Annotated in this window: 15 protein-coding genes; 9 read left to right on the forward strand and 6 right to left on the reverse strand. The window is 61.7% G+C overall.

What is annotated here, in order from left to right; translation table 11 throughout:
• Nucleotides 1-182: 182 nt before the first annotated feature.
• Nucleotides 183-515 carry a hypothetical protein gene (locus tag ACYF6X_RS09000; RefSeq protein ID WP_063989755.1) on the reverse strand — a complete coding sequence of 111 codons (333 nt, stop codon included), beginning with the start codon at nt 513-515 and terminating at the stop codon, nt 183-185.
• A 180-nt stretch (nt 516-695) separates the two neighbouring features.
• Between ACYF6X_RS09000 and ACYF6X_RS09005 the strand changes: the two genes are divergently transcribed.
• From ACYF6X_RS09005 to ACYF6X_RS09015, 3 genes are all read left to right on the forward strand, one after another.
• The gene (locus tag ACYF6X_RS09005) at nt 696-971 is read left to right on the forward strand and encodes a hypothetical protein (protein WP_130018012.1); all 276 of its coding nucleotides are present in this window, start codon (nt 696-698) and stop codon (nt 969-971) included.
• A 20-nt stretch (nt 972-991) separates the two neighbouring features.
• Nucleotides 992-2170, forward strand: coding sequence for a mannose-6-phosphate isomerase (gene manA / locus ACYF6X_RS09010; RefSeq protein WP_063990340.1), 1179 nt, complete (start codon nt 992-994; stop codon nt 2168-2170).
• A gap of 140 nt (nt 2171-2310) precedes the next feature.
• Complete coding sequence (locus ACYF6X_RS09015) at nt 2311-3843, forward strand: YdgA family protein (protein WP_130018011.1); 1533 nt, start codon at nt 2311-2313, stop codon at nt 3841-3843.
• A gap of 40 nt (nt 3844-3883) precedes the next feature.
• Here ACYF6X_RS09015 and ACYF6X_RS09020 read toward each other — a convergent pair whose 3' ends face one another.
• Nucleotides 3884-5050, reverse strand: coding sequence for a serine hydrolase domain-containing protein (locus tag ACYF6X_RS09020; RefSeq protein ID WP_130018010.1), 1167 nt, complete (start codon nt 5048-5050; stop codon nt 3884-3886).
• Nucleotides 5051-5152: 102 nt separating this feature from the next.
• Here ACYF6X_RS09020 and ACYF6X_RS09025 point away from each other — a divergent pair, with 102 nt between their 5' ends.
• Nucleotides 5153-6061, forward strand: coding sequence for a LysR family transcriptional regulator (locus ACYF6X_RS09025; protein WP_130018009.1), 909 nt, complete (start codon nt 5153-5155; stop codon nt 6059-6061).
• Nucleotides 6062-6088: 27 nt separating this feature from the next.
• Here the strand turns inward: ACYF6X_RS09025 and blaSRT are convergent, their stop codons facing one another.
• Nucleotides 6089-7225, reverse strand: coding sequence for an SRT/SST family class C beta-lactamase (blaSRT, locus tag ACYF6X_RS09030; RefSeq protein ID WP_130018008.1), 1137 nt, complete (start codon nt 7223-7225; stop codon nt 6089-6091).
• Between the two features lie 206 nt (nt 7226-7431).
• On the opposite strand from blaSRT, the gene ACYF6X_RS09035 reads away from it, so the two are divergent.
• Nucleotides 7432-8313: a LysR family transcriptional regulator gene (locus ACYF6X_RS09035; protein ID WP_130018007.1), complete on the forward strand. Its 882-nt coding sequence runs from the start codon at nt 7432-7434 to the stop codon at nt 8311-8313.
• Here ACYF6X_RS09035 and ACYF6X_RS09040 read toward each other — a convergent pair.
• A complete protein-coding gene (locus ACYF6X_RS09040) occupies nt 8310-9341 on the reverse strand; it encodes a Mal regulon transcriptional regulator MalI (protein WP_107226847.1) in 1032 nt (343 codons plus the stop codon). The genes ACYF6X_RS09035 and ACYF6X_RS09040 overlap by 4 nt on opposite strands.
• 223 nt (nt 9342-9564) lie before the next feature.
• Between ACYF6X_RS09040 and malX the strand changes: the two genes are divergently transcribed.
• Entirely contained in the window at nt 9565-11184 is a 1620-nt protein-coding gene (gene malX / locus ACYF6X_RS09045) for a maltose/glucose-specific PTS transporter subunit IIBC (RefSeq protein ID WP_063989747.1), read from the forward strand.
• Nucleotides 11177-12358 (forward strand): MalY/PatB family protein, encoded by a 1182-nt coding sequence (locus tag ACYF6X_RS09050; protein ID WP_107226848.1) that lies wholly within the window; start codon nt 11177-11179, stop codon nt 12356-12358. The genes malX and ACYF6X_RS09050 overlap by 8 nt, the downstream gene beginning before the upstream one ends.
• A gap of 32 nt (nt 12359-12390) precedes the next feature.
• Here ACYF6X_RS09050 and ACYF6X_RS09055 read toward each other — a convergent pair whose 3' ends face one another.
• On the reverse strand, nt 12391-12759 hold the full coding sequence (locus tag ACYF6X_RS09055) for an NUDIX hydrolase (RefSeq protein WP_130018006.1): 369 nt from the start codon (nt 12757-12759) through the stop codon (nt 12391-12393).
• Nucleotides 12756-13352 (reverse strand): NUDIX domain-containing protein, encoded by a 597-nt coding sequence (locus tag ACYF6X_RS09060; RefSeq protein WP_063989744.1) that lies wholly within the window; start codon nt 13350-13352, stop codon nt 12756-12758. Before ACYF6X_RS09060 ends, ACYF6X_RS09055 begins: the two co-directional genes overlap by 4 nt.
• 97 nt (nt 13353-13449) lie before the next feature.
• On the opposite strand from ACYF6X_RS09060, the gene ACYF6X_RS09065 reads away from it, so the two are divergent.
• Complete coding sequence (locus ACYF6X_RS09065; protein ID WP_063989743.1) at nt 13450-14205, forward strand: DeoR/GlpR family DNA-binding transcription regulator; 756 nt, start codon at nt 13450-13452, stop codon at nt 14203-14205.
• 136 nt (nt 14206-14341) lie between these two features.
• Complete coding sequence (gene add / locus ACYF6X_RS09070; protein WP_019455941.1) at nt 14342-15340, forward strand: adenosine deaminase; 999 nt, start codon at nt 14342-14344, stop codon at nt 15338-15340.
• Nucleotides 15341-15351 lie beyond the last annotated feature (11 nt).

Genomic DNA, 15351 nt, shown 5'->3' on the forward strand with positions numbered 1-15351 from the left:
CGCTACCCCTCGTCGGCATGCACTCCCAGTATAGTGACATAATAACTATTCGCATTAAGAGAGTTATCTCACAGCACGTTTCATCTCTTTTACCCATTAACGACGCGGTTATTTTCCGCCGGTTAATCCGTGGCGAAATAAACGGCCGGGAATGAGCCTAGAGAATAAAAACGTGGGTAGCATTAACGCGGATGACGCAAATTAAAATTATTGATGCGCTGTGCCTGTAAATGATTGAGTTCATCGATACGTTGTTGCTGCAGATGATTGATCTCGTCGTAGGCGTCCTGCCGTTCATTATGCCGATAGGCCCCGGTCGCCACCGCGCCGGCGGTGAGTGCCAACGGATGCGCCACAGGCGCGATCGCAGCGGGAGCCGCGACCGGCGCGGGTGCAACGACGATCGGCACCGGCGCGATCACCACGGTGCGCGGCGCGGCGTAGGGATAGGTGACAATCACCGCCGCCTGGGCTGCGCCGGTGCAAAGCCCCAACAGCAACAACAGTTTTTTCATGCAACAGACCTCTTGTTTCGTTAAATCGACTCGTTAGCCGTTACGATAAAGGGGTCTGGCGCGCAGGTTTAAGCTCGGCGTGTGATCGCCCGGCGCAGTGCAAAAATAATAATAAGGGAATGACTCAGACGGTAAAAAATAAATTCAGCCGACATATTTTGACATGCTGGAAAATAAATAATGATGCAGGATAAACGGGCTATCGGCAATAATCCCGCGGTTCCAAAGAATAATCGATCGGCGGGTTTTCCGGGCCACCTTGAGGCCCGCGCGCCAATTGAGGCGCCGATCGTTATCACGCTATACTTTGGCCCCGTTGCCGGGCGCGGCGTTATCCGGCGTTATGTTGATCGCGCCCATGATTTTTCCTGCCGACGCGGGGGTATGATGGTTGTCGGCACAGATTCAATTAACCGTATAAAATCAGTAAATTATTGTCACCCGGTACGACAATGACGCTAAGGATGTTTATCGACATGCAAAAAATGACCAACGCGGTACAAAATTACGCCTGGGGCAGCCACGATGCGCTGACCCGCCTTTACGGCATCGCCAACCCGGATAATCAGCCGATGGCCGAACTGTGGATGGGCGCCCATCCCAAGAGCCCTTCCCGCGTGCCGGGCGCCGACGGCGAACTGCGTTCGCTGCGCGATCTGATCGATGAAGACCAGCCAAAACAGCTGGGTGCCAACGTCGCAAGCCGCTTTGGCGAGTTGCCGTTCCTGTTTAAAGTACTCTGCGCCGATCAGCCATTGTCGATCCAGGTCCACCCGAGCAAAGCGGCGGCCGAGATCGGCTTCGCAAAAGAGAATGCCGCCGGCATTCCGCTGAGCGCCGCCGAACGCAACTATAAAGATCCCAACCACAAGCCCGAGCTGGTGTTCGCCCTGACGCCGTTCCTGGCGATGAACGGCTTTCGCGAACTGGCCGATATCGTTTCCCTGCTGCAGCCGATTGCCGGCGCACACCACGACATCGCCGCCTTCCTGCAACAGCCGGACACCGCGCATCTCGCTACCCTGTTCGCCAGCCTGTTGACGATGAGCGGCGAACAAAAGTCGCTGGCGCTCGGCGTGCTGAAAGCCGCGCTCAACAACCAGCAGGGGGAACCCTGGGATACCGTGCGCTTTATCGCCGGCTTTTATCCGGACGACAGCGGCCTGTTCTCACCGCTGCTGCTGAACGTGGTGCAGCTCGCGCCGGGCGAAGCGATGTTCCTGTATGCCGAAACGCCGCACGCCTACCTGAAAGGGGTGGCGCTGGAGGTGATGGCCAACTCGGATAACGTGCTGCGCGCGGGCCTGACGCCGAAATTCATCGACGTGCCTGAACTGCTGGCTAATCTGCAGTTCCGCCCGCAGCCGGCTTCCGGCCTGCTGACCCAGCCGGAGCAACGCGGCAACGCGCTGTTCTTCCCGATCCCGGTGGAGGATTTCGCCTTCTCGCTGCACGATTTGACCGCCGCACCACAGGCGCTGGCACAGCGGAGCGCCGCCATCGTGTTCTGCGTCACCGGCGAAGCGACGCTGGAAAAATCCGGGCAACGCCTGACGCTCAAACCGGGCGAATCCTGCTTTATCGGGGCTTTCGAATCCCCGGTCAACGTCAGCGGCAGCGGCCGCATCGCCAGGGTTTATAACCAGCTGGCCTAACCGTTGATAAATTTCAGCAAATTGCTTGCTGAAAGCGAGAGCTACCCCCACAATTAAACGCCTGCGGGCGTTTTTTGTCGGCCCCTATTTGCCCCTCCCGCGCAACGGAGGGTGATAAGAAAAAAGGATGAAACAGAGCTATGAAAAAATCGTTAGTCGCTGTCAGCGTCATTGTGGTTCTTGGCGCAGCATGGACCGGGGCATCCTGGTACACCGGGAAACTGATCGAGCAGCACATGGGCGAAGTCGTCGACAACGCCAACGGCCAGCTGAAAGCCTACCTGCCGAAAGCCGGCGTCAAGCTGAGCTATGAAAATTACCAGCGCGGCCTGTTCAGCAGTAAAGTGCGTTATGTGCTGCGTTCCGACGGCACGGATACCAGTGAAAACGCGGCGCTGAAAGCCGGTGAAGAAGTGGCGTTCCTGGAAACCATCGATCACGGCCCGTTCCCCTTCGCCCAGCTGAAAAAATTCAATCTGCTGCCGAGCATGGCGTCGGTGCATACCGAGCTGGAAAATACCCCGGCGGTGAAGGGCCTGTTTGACACCACCAAAGGCAAATCGCTGTTTACCGCCGATTCGCGCATCTCTTACAGCGGGGACACTTCGTCCGCCATCGACATCATCCCGCTGGACTACCAAAAAGATAAGTCTTCGCTGAAATTCAGCGGCGCCACCATTAACGCCGACGTGTCCAGCGATCTGAAAAAATTCGTGCTGGACGCCAATAGCGACAATATCGTGTTCGCCAGCCCGAACGAATTCGGTCAAAACGAGCAGATCACCTTCCAGGGCTTCAACCTGAAAGGCAACAGCAACGAGAGCAAGTTCGGCGTGAAGCTCGGCGATCAGACGATGATGCTGAAGCAGTTCAAACTGACGATCGACGGTAAAGATACCGTGGCGTTGGACGGTTTCAACCTGGTGAGCAAGTTCGGCGAGCAAGGCAGCAGCAACATCGGCGGCCAGATCGACTACACCATGGACGCGCTCAAGGTGCAGGGCAACGACTTCGGCGCCGGCAAGCTGGCGCTGAAAATCGACAACGTCGACGGCAAAGCGCTGAAAGACTTCGCCGACAGCTACAACCGCCAGACCATGGCGCTGCTGCAACAGGGCGAGAACCTGGATCCGGCCGTGTATGAGCAGCAAAACGCCGAACTGCTGCAAAAGAACCTGCCGCTGCTGCTGAAAGGCAACCCGAGCCTCAGCATCGCACCGCTGAGCTGGAAAAACAGCAAGGGCGAGAGCACCTTCACGCTGGATCTGGCGCTGACCGATCCGAGCAAGGCCGCTTCCCCGGCACAATCGCCGGATCAGCTGATCGCCCAGGCGGTTAAAAAGCTGGATATCAATCTGACCATTCCGGAAGCGATGGCCACCGAAGTGACCGCGAAAACCGCGCTGTTGCAGGGTTACAATGAGGAAGACGCGCAGAAACTGGCGCAGCAGCAAGTACAGGGCCTGGCGGCCATGGGCCAGATGTTCAAGCTGACCACCCAGAAAGACGGCGTGATCGCGAGCACGTTCCACTATGCCGACAATCAGGTTGATCTCAACGGCAACAAAATGTCGCTGCAGGAGTTCATCGGTCAGTTCGCCATGCTGGGCGCCCCGGCGGAAGACGCTGAACCGGCGCAGGAAGCGGAACCCGCTCCGGCACCGGCGCAGTAATCGCCTGAAAGTCTGATCAAGGGCCCCTGCGGGGCCCTTTTTATTTACCCATTTCCGCGGCGTAAACCGCATCGCGGATCTGCTGCGGATAGCGGCCGCACATGCCTTCAAACGCGGTGTTGGTCAGTATCACCACGCTCAGCTGCGCCTGTGGATCAAAGAACCAGCTGTGGCCGTAAACCCCACCCCAGGTCAGCGTGCCGGCCTGCTGCGGCGTCTGCGCCGCTTCTGCGTCCACCAGCAGCGCCCCGCCAAAACCGAATCCCCAGCCTGGCCCTTGCGTTTGCGCCTGCGCGCCCACGTGCGGGCTGCGCAGCAACGCCACCGTGTCCGGCTGCAAAATGCCCTGCCCGCCGCTGCGTAATGCCTCCACCAGCTTCAGCACGTCGTCGGCATCGCCGACCATGCCCGCGCCGCCAGAAGGATAGGCCCCGGCGTTGAGCGCCCGCATCGGTGAAAACAGCACTTCGCCCCCCGCCATCTCCTCCGGTAGCGCCACCCGCAGGCCTTCATGCATGCGCTGCGGCCCCTGCGGGGTGTTGTAATACGGTGTCGCCAGGTTCGCGGCGTCCGTCGCATGGAACGCGGTATTGCCGAGCCCCAGCGGCTGCGCCACCCATTCGACAAACAGCTGCGGCAGCGGCATGCCCGTCACCCGTTCCAGCACCGCGCCAAGCACGTCGATCGCCAGCGAATAGTTGAAGCGTTCCCCCGGTGCCGACAGCAACGGCGCCTGCGCCAACAGCCGCAGGTTTTGCTCCAGCGTCAGCGTCGACAGCTCCACGCCGTCCTGGATCCCCAGCTGATGATAAACGCCTGCCGGCGGTTGGTTCAGCCGATAGTCCAGCCCCGCGGTATGGCTCAGCAAATGACAAATCTTGATCGCCGGACGCCGGCCGTCGGCGAGCGCCGGGGTAAACCACGGCAGCCAGTCGCTGACCGCGTCGTCCAGGCTCAGCTTGCCCTGTTCTATCAGGCGCAGCGCCGCCAGCGTGGTATAGGGTTTGGAGACCGACGACAGCCGGAACTGCGTTTCTCGCCGCATCGGCCGCCGCGCTTCGCGATCGGCATAGCCGGCCGCCCCGGCGTAGCAAATCTCGCCCTGCCGCGCCACCAGCACTACGCTGCCCACGATGCGCCCTTCGGCCATCGCCTGTTGATCGATCGCCGTGATCCGTTCTGTTAACGCCCGTTGTTCTGCCGACATGATTTTTATCTCTCTGATGGAAAGTAAAATCAGTCTAAAAGGTTCGTCATAAATTAAAATAAGGCATAATTTAATGAATCATTAAGCACAGGTTATAGATAGATGAGTTCACTCCTGCAGCTGTTGCCCTATTTCGAAGCCGTCGCACGCCTGGGCAACTTTACCCGCGCGGCCAGCCAACTGGGCGTCACGCCGCCGGCGGTGTCGCAAAACATTCAGGCGCTGGAGAATCAGCTGGGAGTGCGGTTATTTCACCGCACCAGCCGCTCGGTGCGCCTCAGCGACGAAGGCCGGTTGTTCTATCAGAAGGTATCGCCGGCGATGAGCCAGATCGACGTGGCGGCGGACGACGTGCGCACCCTGGGCGCACAGCCGGCAGGCCTGCTGCGCATCACGCTGCCGCAGTTGGCCGCTTCGCTACTGGTAATGCCGCACCTGGCGGCGTTTCAGCGGCGCTATCCCGAGGTGCAGCTGGAACTGTTTACCGAAGACCGCTTTTCCGATCTGGTGCTGGGCAGTTTTGATGCCGGCATTCGCATGCACGCCATGCTGCAAAAAGACATGATCGCCGTGCCGATCGACAACGGCCAGCGCCGGGTGCTGGTCGCCTCACCCGACTATCTGGCGCGCTGCGGCGTACCGGCCACGCCGGACGATCTGCCTGCTCACCACTGCCTGCGCTACCGTTTCCCCGGCAGCGGCAAACTTGAACCCTGGTATTTTAGCCTGGGCGACGATGAACGCGCGCTGGATGTTAGCGGCAGTTTGATTTTTAACGAAGATCGGCTGATCAAAGATGCGGCGTTGGCAGGCCTGGGTATCGCACAGCGTTTTCAGGGCACGGTGTTGCAGGCGCTGGCACAGGGGCAACTGGTGGAAGTGCTGCCGGGTTACGCCAGCGAAGCGTCGGGGTTTTTCATCTACTTTCCCGCCGGCAGGCATCTGCCGCTCAAGCTGCGCGCCTTTATCGATTTCATGCGCGAGCAACGTGAACGGCAGCATCGGTGGTAGGGGCACCTCGCCGGGCGCCCCTGACCGTCAGCGCTTCTCCAGCGCCTGGATGATGTGGTAAGCCGCCTCGACGCGATCGTCGTTCGGGAACCACTTATTGGCCAGCATCACCACGGCAATATTTTTCGCCGGGATAAATACCGCATAGGTGGAGAAACCGCCCGTGGAGCCGGTTTTGTTATACCAACCGGCGCGCAATTCCGGCTGCGGCGGCGTGATGGCGGTGGCCGGCGTGCCGTTCATGATCATCCCGGCATTGTTGCCTTCAATCAAACGCGACAGTTTCACCGGATAGGGGTAGTTCTCCCACATCAGATCCTGCGTGAACGCACCCGCCTTGTAATAACCGACGTGCGTCGCGGCCAGCGCGTCGCGCCACGGCTGCGCCACCTTCACCTGCTGCAGGTTGGCGTCCAGATAGCGAATCAGATCGCGGGCGTTGGACTTGATGCCATAAGACTCGGCGTCCAGCGGGCCGGGATTGACCCGCACCGGTTTATCGTCCTTGCTGTAACCCTGCGCATAGTTGGCCATCTGCGCCGCCGGCACCTGAACGTAGGTGTGGCTCATGCCCAACGCCGGCAGCATCCCCTGTTCCATCGCCTGGATAAACGGCTGGTCGAGGCTCTTGGCGGCGATCATGCCCAACATGCCGATGCCGAGGTTGGAATAGACGCGGTAGCTGCCCACCGGGTGTTTCGGCTGCCAGGCCCGGTAGTACGCCATCAGCTGGGCGTTGTCGGTCACGTCGTCCGGCACGAACAGCGGCAGGCCGGAGGTATGCGTCGCCAGATTCAGCAGGCTGACGCCGTCGAAGGCGCTGCCGCGCAGCTCGGGCAGGTAGCGGCTGGCCGGGTCTTTAAACGACAGCTTGCCCTGCTGCTGCGCATAGACCGCCAGCGTCGCGGTGAAGGTTTTGCTCAGCGAGCCCACTTCGAACAGCGTCTGCTCGGTGATCGGTTTGCCGGTCTGCTTCGAGGCGACGCCGTACGGGTAAATCTGCTGTTTGCCGTCGACCGACACGGCGATCGCCATGCCCGGCACGCCGTATTTTTTCATCAGCGGCTGAATAACGGCGTCGATATCCTGCTGCTGCGCGGCCTGTGCGGTCGGCAGGATCAGTACGGCGATCAGCGCGGCCGCCAGGCGGTTCATTTTTGTCATGATAGAAGCTCTTAGGTTGCAGGGCATCGGCCGCGGCCAAAAGTTTTTGTTGGCGTTATACACGGCGCTTTCCCTGATTGATGATGTCATTCCTTTACGGCTGCCACGACTCTCTCAGCAGCCGCGCCAAATATCGGATTTTGCCGCCGGGTTGACAAGCGATAATAATTTCAGCCAGCATAAAGAAAAACTTATGGCTATCGACAATGCGCAATCGACTTCCCCTCAACGCCCTGCGGGCGTTCGAATCCTCCGCTCGCCACCTGAACTTCACCCGCGCCGGTCTGGAGCTGCGCGTCACCCAGGCCGCCGTCAGCCAACAGGTGCGCATGCTGGAAGAACAGCTGGGCATTCAGCTGTTCCGCCGCCTGCCGCGCGGGCTGGATCTAACCGAAGAGGGCCAGGCGCTGCTGCCGGTGTTGAGCGACGCCTTCGACCGCATTGAGGCGGTGCTGCAACAGTTCGAAGGCGGGCATTTCCACGAGGTGCTGACGGTGGCGGTGGTCGGCACCTTCGCCGTCGGCTGGCTGATGCCGCGGCTGGCGGCGTTCCGCACGGCGCACTCGTTTATCGATCTGCGGGTGCTGACCCACAACAACCTGGTTAATCTGTCGGCCGACGGCATGGATTTCGCCATCCGCTTCGGCGAGGGGCTCTGGCCCGCCACCTGCAATATCAAGCTGTTCGACGCGCCGCTGACGGTGCTCTGCCCGCCGTCGGTCGCCGCGCGTCTGCGCACGCCGCAGGATCTGCAGCACGAGCAGCTGATGCGCACCTACCGCAAGGATGAATGGGAGCGCTGGTTCACCGCGGCGCAGGTGACGCCGTGGCGGATCAACGGCCCGGTGTTCGACTCGTCGAGGCTGATGGTGGAAGGCGCGATCCAGTGCGACGGCGTAGCGCTGGCGCCGGTCAGCATGTTCCGCCGCGAACTGGCCGCCGGCGCGCTGCAGCGGCCGTTCGCCGCCGAGGCCGCGCTCGGCGCCTATTGGCTGACCCATTTGAAATCGCGGGATCTGACGCCGGCGATGAAGACCTTTATCGGTTGGATCCGCCGGGAGGCGGAAGAGGAACAGCAGCAGGGTTAGGCGGAGCCGCGCCGGATCAGCGTCGGGGGCAGAATGACGTTCTGCGCCGGCAGGTCAGCGTCACCGATGCGCTGCAGCAGGCGCGCGGCGGCGCTGCGCCCCACTTCCCGCGCCGAACTGGAGACGAAGGTCAGCGGTGGCTCGGTCAGTTCGGCCTCCGGCACGTCGCCGAAGCCGATCAGCGCCACCTGCCGCCCGTAGTAGGCGTCTACCCCGTCCGAACCGATGCTGCGGCCGCTGCGCGCCAGGCCAAAATAGGCGCCGAGCGCCACCGACGCCTTGTGGCAGACGATGGCGGTAATGTTCGGGTAATGGCGCAGCAGTTGCTCCGCCGCTTCCGCCGCCTCGCGCTGCCGGCAATCGCACTCGACGATCCATTCGCTGCGAAACGGCAGGCCGTACTGCACCAGCGTGGCGCAAAAGCCGCCCAGCCGCTCGGCGCGCGTCAATGAATCGCTCTGGCCGCCGAGGTAGGCGATTTGGCTGTGGCCCCGCTTGATCAAAAATTCGGTGGCCAGCTTGGCGGCCTGCATGTTGTCCGGCCGTACCACGTCCACGCCATCGAGACCGCTGGAGCGCGCCACGCAGACCAGCGGTACGCCCTGCTCGGCCGCCTTCTCCTTCAGGCCCACCGCCGCGCGAATGCCGCCCGCCAGCACGATGCCGTCGACGCCCTGCGCCAGCAGCGCGTCAAACGCCCGCTGCAAGCCCTGGCCATCGCGCCCGCTCTGCGTCAAAAACAGCAGCTTGTCGTGCGCCTCCAGCGCTTCGCTCAGCCCGGCGGTCATTTCGGCATAGAAGGGTTCGCAGATGTCGCGCAGAATAAGGCCAATCACCCCGGACTCCCCGCCGCGCAGCGTCGCCGCCTGGCGATTACGCACGTAACCCAGCTGCTCTATCGCCTGATTGACCTTCTCGACGGTGGTCGGCGAAATGCGCCCCTTGCCGCTCAACACCAGGGAAACCGTGGTGACCGACACGCCAGCCTGCTGCGCCACATCGGTGATGGTGATTTTTTTGATGCTCATAGTCTCTGCGAACCCGTTCCTGGGCAACCCGCGCCGTAATGATCAAGGGTATACCGAATCCGTTAGCTCAGTAAAACGTTTTACTGCCTGCCGCATTGTCGCCAAAAACCGGGCGGCAGATTTGTGATTGGCGGCGCATTTTTGCTAGGTAAAACGTTTTATCTTCTTTTTACCTAATCAGAAGTCCCCTTTTTGCTCGTCTTTTCGCCAGGAGAAGTCGGTTATGTCAGCAGCCAACAAACCAAAAATCACCCTCTGGGAGTTCTTCCAGAGCCTGGGCAAAACGTTCATGTTGCCCGTCGCCTTGCTCTCTTTCTGCGGTATCATGCTGGGGATCGGCAGCTCGCTGAGCAGCCGCGACGTGATCACCCTGATGCCGTTTATCGGCCATCCGATCTTCCAGCTGATTTTTACCTGGATGAGCAAGGTAGGCTCCTTCGCCTTCAGCTTCCTGCCGGTGATGTTCGCCATCGCCATTCCGCTGGGCATGGCGCGCGAAAACAAGGGCGTTGCCGCCTTCTCCGGCTTCGTCGGCTTCGCCGTGCTGAATCTGGGTACCAATTTCTACCTGACCGCCGCCGGCGTGCTGCCCACCAGCGATCCGCTGGTGCTGAAAGCCAACAACATCCAGAACATTCTCGGTATTCAGTCGATCGATACCGGCATCCTCGGCGCGGTGATCGTCGGCATCATCGTTTATCGCCTGCATGAACGCTTCCACACCATCCGCCTGCCGGACGCGCTGGCGTTCTTCGGCGGCACGCGCTTCGTACCGATCGTCACCACCGTGGTGCTGGGCCTGTGCGGCCTGGTGATCCCGCTGATCTGGCCGTGGTTCGCCGCCGGCATCACCGGCTTGGGCTGGGTGATCAACAGCGCCGGCGCCTTTGGCCCGATGCTGTTCGGCACCGGCGAACGCTTGCTGCTGCCGTTTGGCCTGCAGCACATTCTGGTGGCGCTGATCCGCTTTACCGAGGCGGGCGGCACCATGGAAGTGTGCGGCCACAGCGTCAGCGGCGCCCTGACCATCTTCCAGGCGCAGCTCTCCTGCCCGACCACCACCGGCTTCGCCGAAAGCGCCACTCGCTTCCTGTCGCAGGGTAAAATGCCGGCGTTCCTCGGCGGGCTGCCGGGCGCGGCGCTGGCGATGTACCACTGCGCCAAACCGGAGAACCGCCATAAAATCAAAGGACTGTTGATTTCCGGCGTGGTGGCCTGCGTGGTCGGCGGCACCACCGAGCCGATCGAGTTCCTGTTCCTGTTCGTCGCGCCGTTCCTCTACCTGATCCACGCGCTGCTCACCGGGTTGGGCTTTACCGTGATGGCGCTGCTGGGCGTGACCATCGGCAACACCGACGGCAACATCATCGACTTCGTGGTGTTCGGCATTCTGCACGGCACCGCCACCAAGTGGTATCTGGTGCCGGTGGTGGCCGCCGTCTGGTTTGTCGGCTATTACGCCATTTTCCGCTTCGCCATCCAGCGCTTTAACATCAAAACGCCGGGCCGCGAAAGCGACAGCGCCGTCAGCCAGAGCGCGCCGGCCGGCGCGGTGGGCAAATCCGGCTACAATGTGCCGGCGATTCTGGCGGCGCTCGGCGGCCCGGACAACATTATCACGCTGGACAACTGCATCACCCGCCTGCGCCTGTCGGTCAACGACATGAGCCGGGTGGACGACGCGGTGCTGAAGGCCAATCGCGCCATCGGCGTAGTGCATCTCAACGACCATAATTTGCAGGTGGTGATCGGCCCGCAGGTGCAATCGGTGAAGGATGAATTAGACTCACTGATAGCCACGGCGCAACCTGCCGCGGCGCTGCAGGGAGCCACCCATGTTTGATTTCTCCACCCCGATCGACCGCCACGGCACCTGGTGCACCCAGTGGGACTATATCGCCGATCGCTTCGGCAGCGCCGATCTGCTGCCGTTCACCATCTCCGATATGGATTTCGCCACTGCGCCGTGCATTCTCGAGGCGTTGCAGCGGCGCCTGCAGCACGGCGTGCTGGGCTACAGCCGCTGGCAGCATGAGGATTTTCTCGGCGCGCTGCGCCACTGGTATCAGCAACGTTTCAACACCGCTATCGACACCGCAACGGCGGTGTACGGCCCTTCCGTTATCTACATGGCGGCGCAGCTGATCCGCCAATGGTCCGTACCGGGCGACTATGTGGTGACCCATACCCCGGCCTACGACGCCTTCTACAAGGTGATCCTCGCCAACCAACGCCAGCTGTTGGCCTGCCCGCTGCACAAAGCCGGCGACGACTGGCGCTGCGACATGGCGCACCTTGAGGCGTTGCTGGCGCGGCCGCAAACCAAGATCCTGCTGCTGTGCAGCCCGCATAACCCCACCGGCAAAGTGTGGCGCCGCGACGAGCTGCAGCAGATGGCCGAACTGTGCGAGCGCCACGACGTGCGCGTCATCAGCGATGAGATCCACATGGACATGGTCTGGGGGGAACGCCGCCATACGCCGTGGAGCCAGGTGGCGACCGGCGCCTGGGCCCTGTTGACCTCCGGCTCCAAGAGTTTCAACATTCCGGCGCTGACCGGTGCCTACGGCTTCATCAGCGACGATGCCAGCCGCGAAGCCTACTTCCAGCAGCTCAAAGCCCGCGACGGCCTCTCCTCGCCGGCGGTGCTGGCGGTGGCCGCGCACGTGGCCGCCTATCGCCACGGCGAACCCTGGTTGGATTCCCTGCGCGACTACCTGCAGGATAATCTGACCTACGTCGCCGAGCGGTTGGAACAAGCGTTTCCGGCGCTGGGCTGGCGCCCGCCGCAGGCCACTTACCTGGCCTGGATCGATCTGCGGCCGCTGGCCGTAGACGATCGGGCGCTGCAGCAGGTGCTGATCGAGCGCGAAAAGGTGGCGATCATGCCGGGCTTTACCTACGGCGAGGAAGGCCGCGGGTTCCTGCGCCTCAACGTCGGTTGCCCACGCAGCAAGCTGGAGGCCGGCATGGACAAACTGATCGCCGGATTGCGGTTGGTGCTGGGCGACCAATAGCGCGAGGGGGCGAGCCTCTGCCCGCCCCGCGATTACCCCTGAACAGGCGGGATCGCCTCCAGGCAGCGATAGACCGTCAGGCCCCATTCGTTGGCCAGCCGCACGTCGTTATCGGCCCCCGCAGACGCCCCTTCGATGCGATACACTGCCTGACACTGCGCAATCAACCGGTGGGCCACCGGGTAGAGAAACACCTCGCTCACCGCATCGCCAACCTGAGTGGAACCCGCCGCCGCCGCCAAAGGCAGCGCCAGCCACTCGCCGATCACCGGCACGTGCCCCCGTTGGTAAACCGCCAGCGCCGCCCGTTCCAGGCGCGCCAGATTGGCGGCGATACGCTGCGGATCGCCATCGGTGCCGCTGCGATAGGGGCCGGCGATCAGGATTTGTTGGGCTTTCATCGTTCTTCCTCCAAGATCCGGTTCAAGGCGACAAACTGCAGCAGCATGATGGTCTTGGCGTCAACGATCGTCCCCTGGCGAACCGCCTGCAGGGCTTGCGCCAGCGGCAGCTCGAGCACCTCCAGATCTTCCCCCTCCGCCGCCACTCCGCCGCCCTCGTTGATGCGGTCGCCCGCCTGATATTCACCGACGAAAAAGTGCAGCTTCTCGGTGACCGAGCCGGGACTCATATAGGCTTCGAACACCTTCTCCACGTTCTGCACGAAATAGCCGGTTTCCTCTTCCGCTTCGGCGCGGATGCGCGCCTCCGGCGACGCGTTGTCCAGCAAGCCGGCGGCGGCCTCAATCAACATGCCGTCATGGCCGTTGACGAACACCGGAAAGCGGAACTGGCGCGTCAGGACCACCGTTTGCGCCTGCCGGTTGAACAGCAAAATTACCGCGCCGTCGCCACGATCGTAAGTCTCACGGCTCTGTCGCTGCCAAACGCCGTCGCGCCGCAAAAAGTCAAAGGTGGTTTTTTTCAGCAGGTACCAGTCATCGGACAACACCCGGGTTTCGACAATGCGAATCCTGTCTTTGGTGGCTATCATCGGTTTACTCCGCCTTAGGAAGGAAATTGATACTATCGTGCAATTTCGTGTATGATCAAGATATTTCGTGCAAGGCAAATTTGAGAGGAAAATGGCCATGTTGACCAGCCAGCGCAAGAAAATCATCCTGGAAAAACTGGCCCAGGACGGCCAGGTGTTGGCCAAGCAGCTCAGCGAAATGTTTGGGTTGTCGGAAGATACTGTCCGGCGCGATCTGCGCGAACTGGACGCCGAGGGGTTGCTGCAGCGGGTACATGGCGGCGCCCTGCCGGTTTCCTCTGCCATTGCCAGCTTCGCCGAGCGCAATCAGTTGGAATCCGGCGCCAAACGCGCGATCGCCAAAGCCGCAGCGGCGATGATCGCCCCCGGCCAGGTAGCGATCATCGACGGTGGCACCACCTCTGCAGAACTGGTCAGGCAGCTGCCGCCCAATCTGAATGCCACTATCGTCACCCACAGCCCCAGCGTCGCCGTGGGCCTGGTCGATCACCCCACGGTGGAGGTGATCCTGATCGGCGGCCGGCTGTACAAACATTCGATCGTCAGCGTTGGCGCCGCCGCGGTGGAAGCGATGTCGCATATTCGCGCCGATATCTATTTTATGGGCGTGACCGGCGTGCACCCCACTGCGGGGCTGAGCACCGGCGATCTGGAAGAGGCCTACATCAAGCGGGCGCTCGCGGCCCGTGCAGCGGAAACCGTGGTGCTGGCTTCAGCCGCCAAGCTTAACGCCGCCTCGCAGTATGCGATCGGTGACATTACGCTGGCGCATACCATCATCGTTGAACGCGCCACCGACGATGCGCTGCTTGCGCCGTTGCAGCAGGCGGGCGTCAGCGTGTTGAAAGCCTGATTCATGACGATAATGCGGTACACCTCGCATTATTTGTGATTTAAGTCACTTTTTTATGCAACGAGATGGCAAGTTTCATTCATTTGTTTTTATACTGTTCTGCACTTTACCTACGATAAATTAGCGAGTGCCCAGCATGATCGATCCCCGCCTACCGCTTACCGACATTCACCGCCATCTCGACGGCAATATCCGCGCGCAGACCATTCTCGACCTCGGTCGTCAGTTCAACCTCGCCCTGCCGGCCAATGATTTGGAGAGCCTGCGCCCGCACGTGCAGATCACCCACGCCGAACCGGATCTGGTCAGCTTCCTGCAGAAACTGGACTGGGGCGTAGCGGTGCTGGGCGATTTGGACGCCTGCCGCCGGGTGGCTTACGAAAACGTCGAAGACGCCGCCAACGCCGGTCTGCACTACGCCGAACTGCGTTTTTCCCCTTACTACATGGCGATGAAGCATCAGCTGCCGGTCGCCGGCGTGGTGGAAGCGGTGATCGACGGGATCCGTTCGGGCTGCCGCGATCGCGACATCGACATTCGCCTGATCGGCATCATGAGCCGTACCTTTGGCGAGGCCGCCTGCCTGCAGGAATTGGAAGGGTTGCTGGCGCACCGCGACGGCATTACCGCGCTGGATTTGGCGGGCGATGAGCTGGGCTTCCCCGGCAGCCTGTTCCTCAACCACTTCAACCGCGCACGCGATGCCGGTCTGCGCATCACCGTGCACGCGGGCGAAGCCGCCGGCCCGGAAAGCATCTGGCAGGCGATCCGCGAGCTGGGCGCCGAGCGTATCGGCCACGGAGTGAAAGCGGTCGAAGATCCGGCGCTGATGGACTTCCTGGCGGAACACGGCATCGGCATCGAGTCCTGCCTGACCTCCAACATCCAGACCAGCACCGTGCCGTCACTGGCGCAGCATCCGCTGGCCACCTTCCTGCGCCACGGCGTACTGGCATCGATCAACACCGACGATCCGGCGGTTCAGGGCATCGAGATCGAGCACGAATATCGCGTCGCCGCGCCGCAGGCCGGGCTGACGCCGGAGGAAATCCGCACCGCGCAGGAAAACGGCCTGAAGCTGGCTTTCCTCAGCGAACAGGAAAAACAGGCACTGCGCGCCAAAGTTCAGGGCTAAGTCTCCCCAAG

The organism is Serratia sp. ID 25-353, assembly GCF_054792795.1.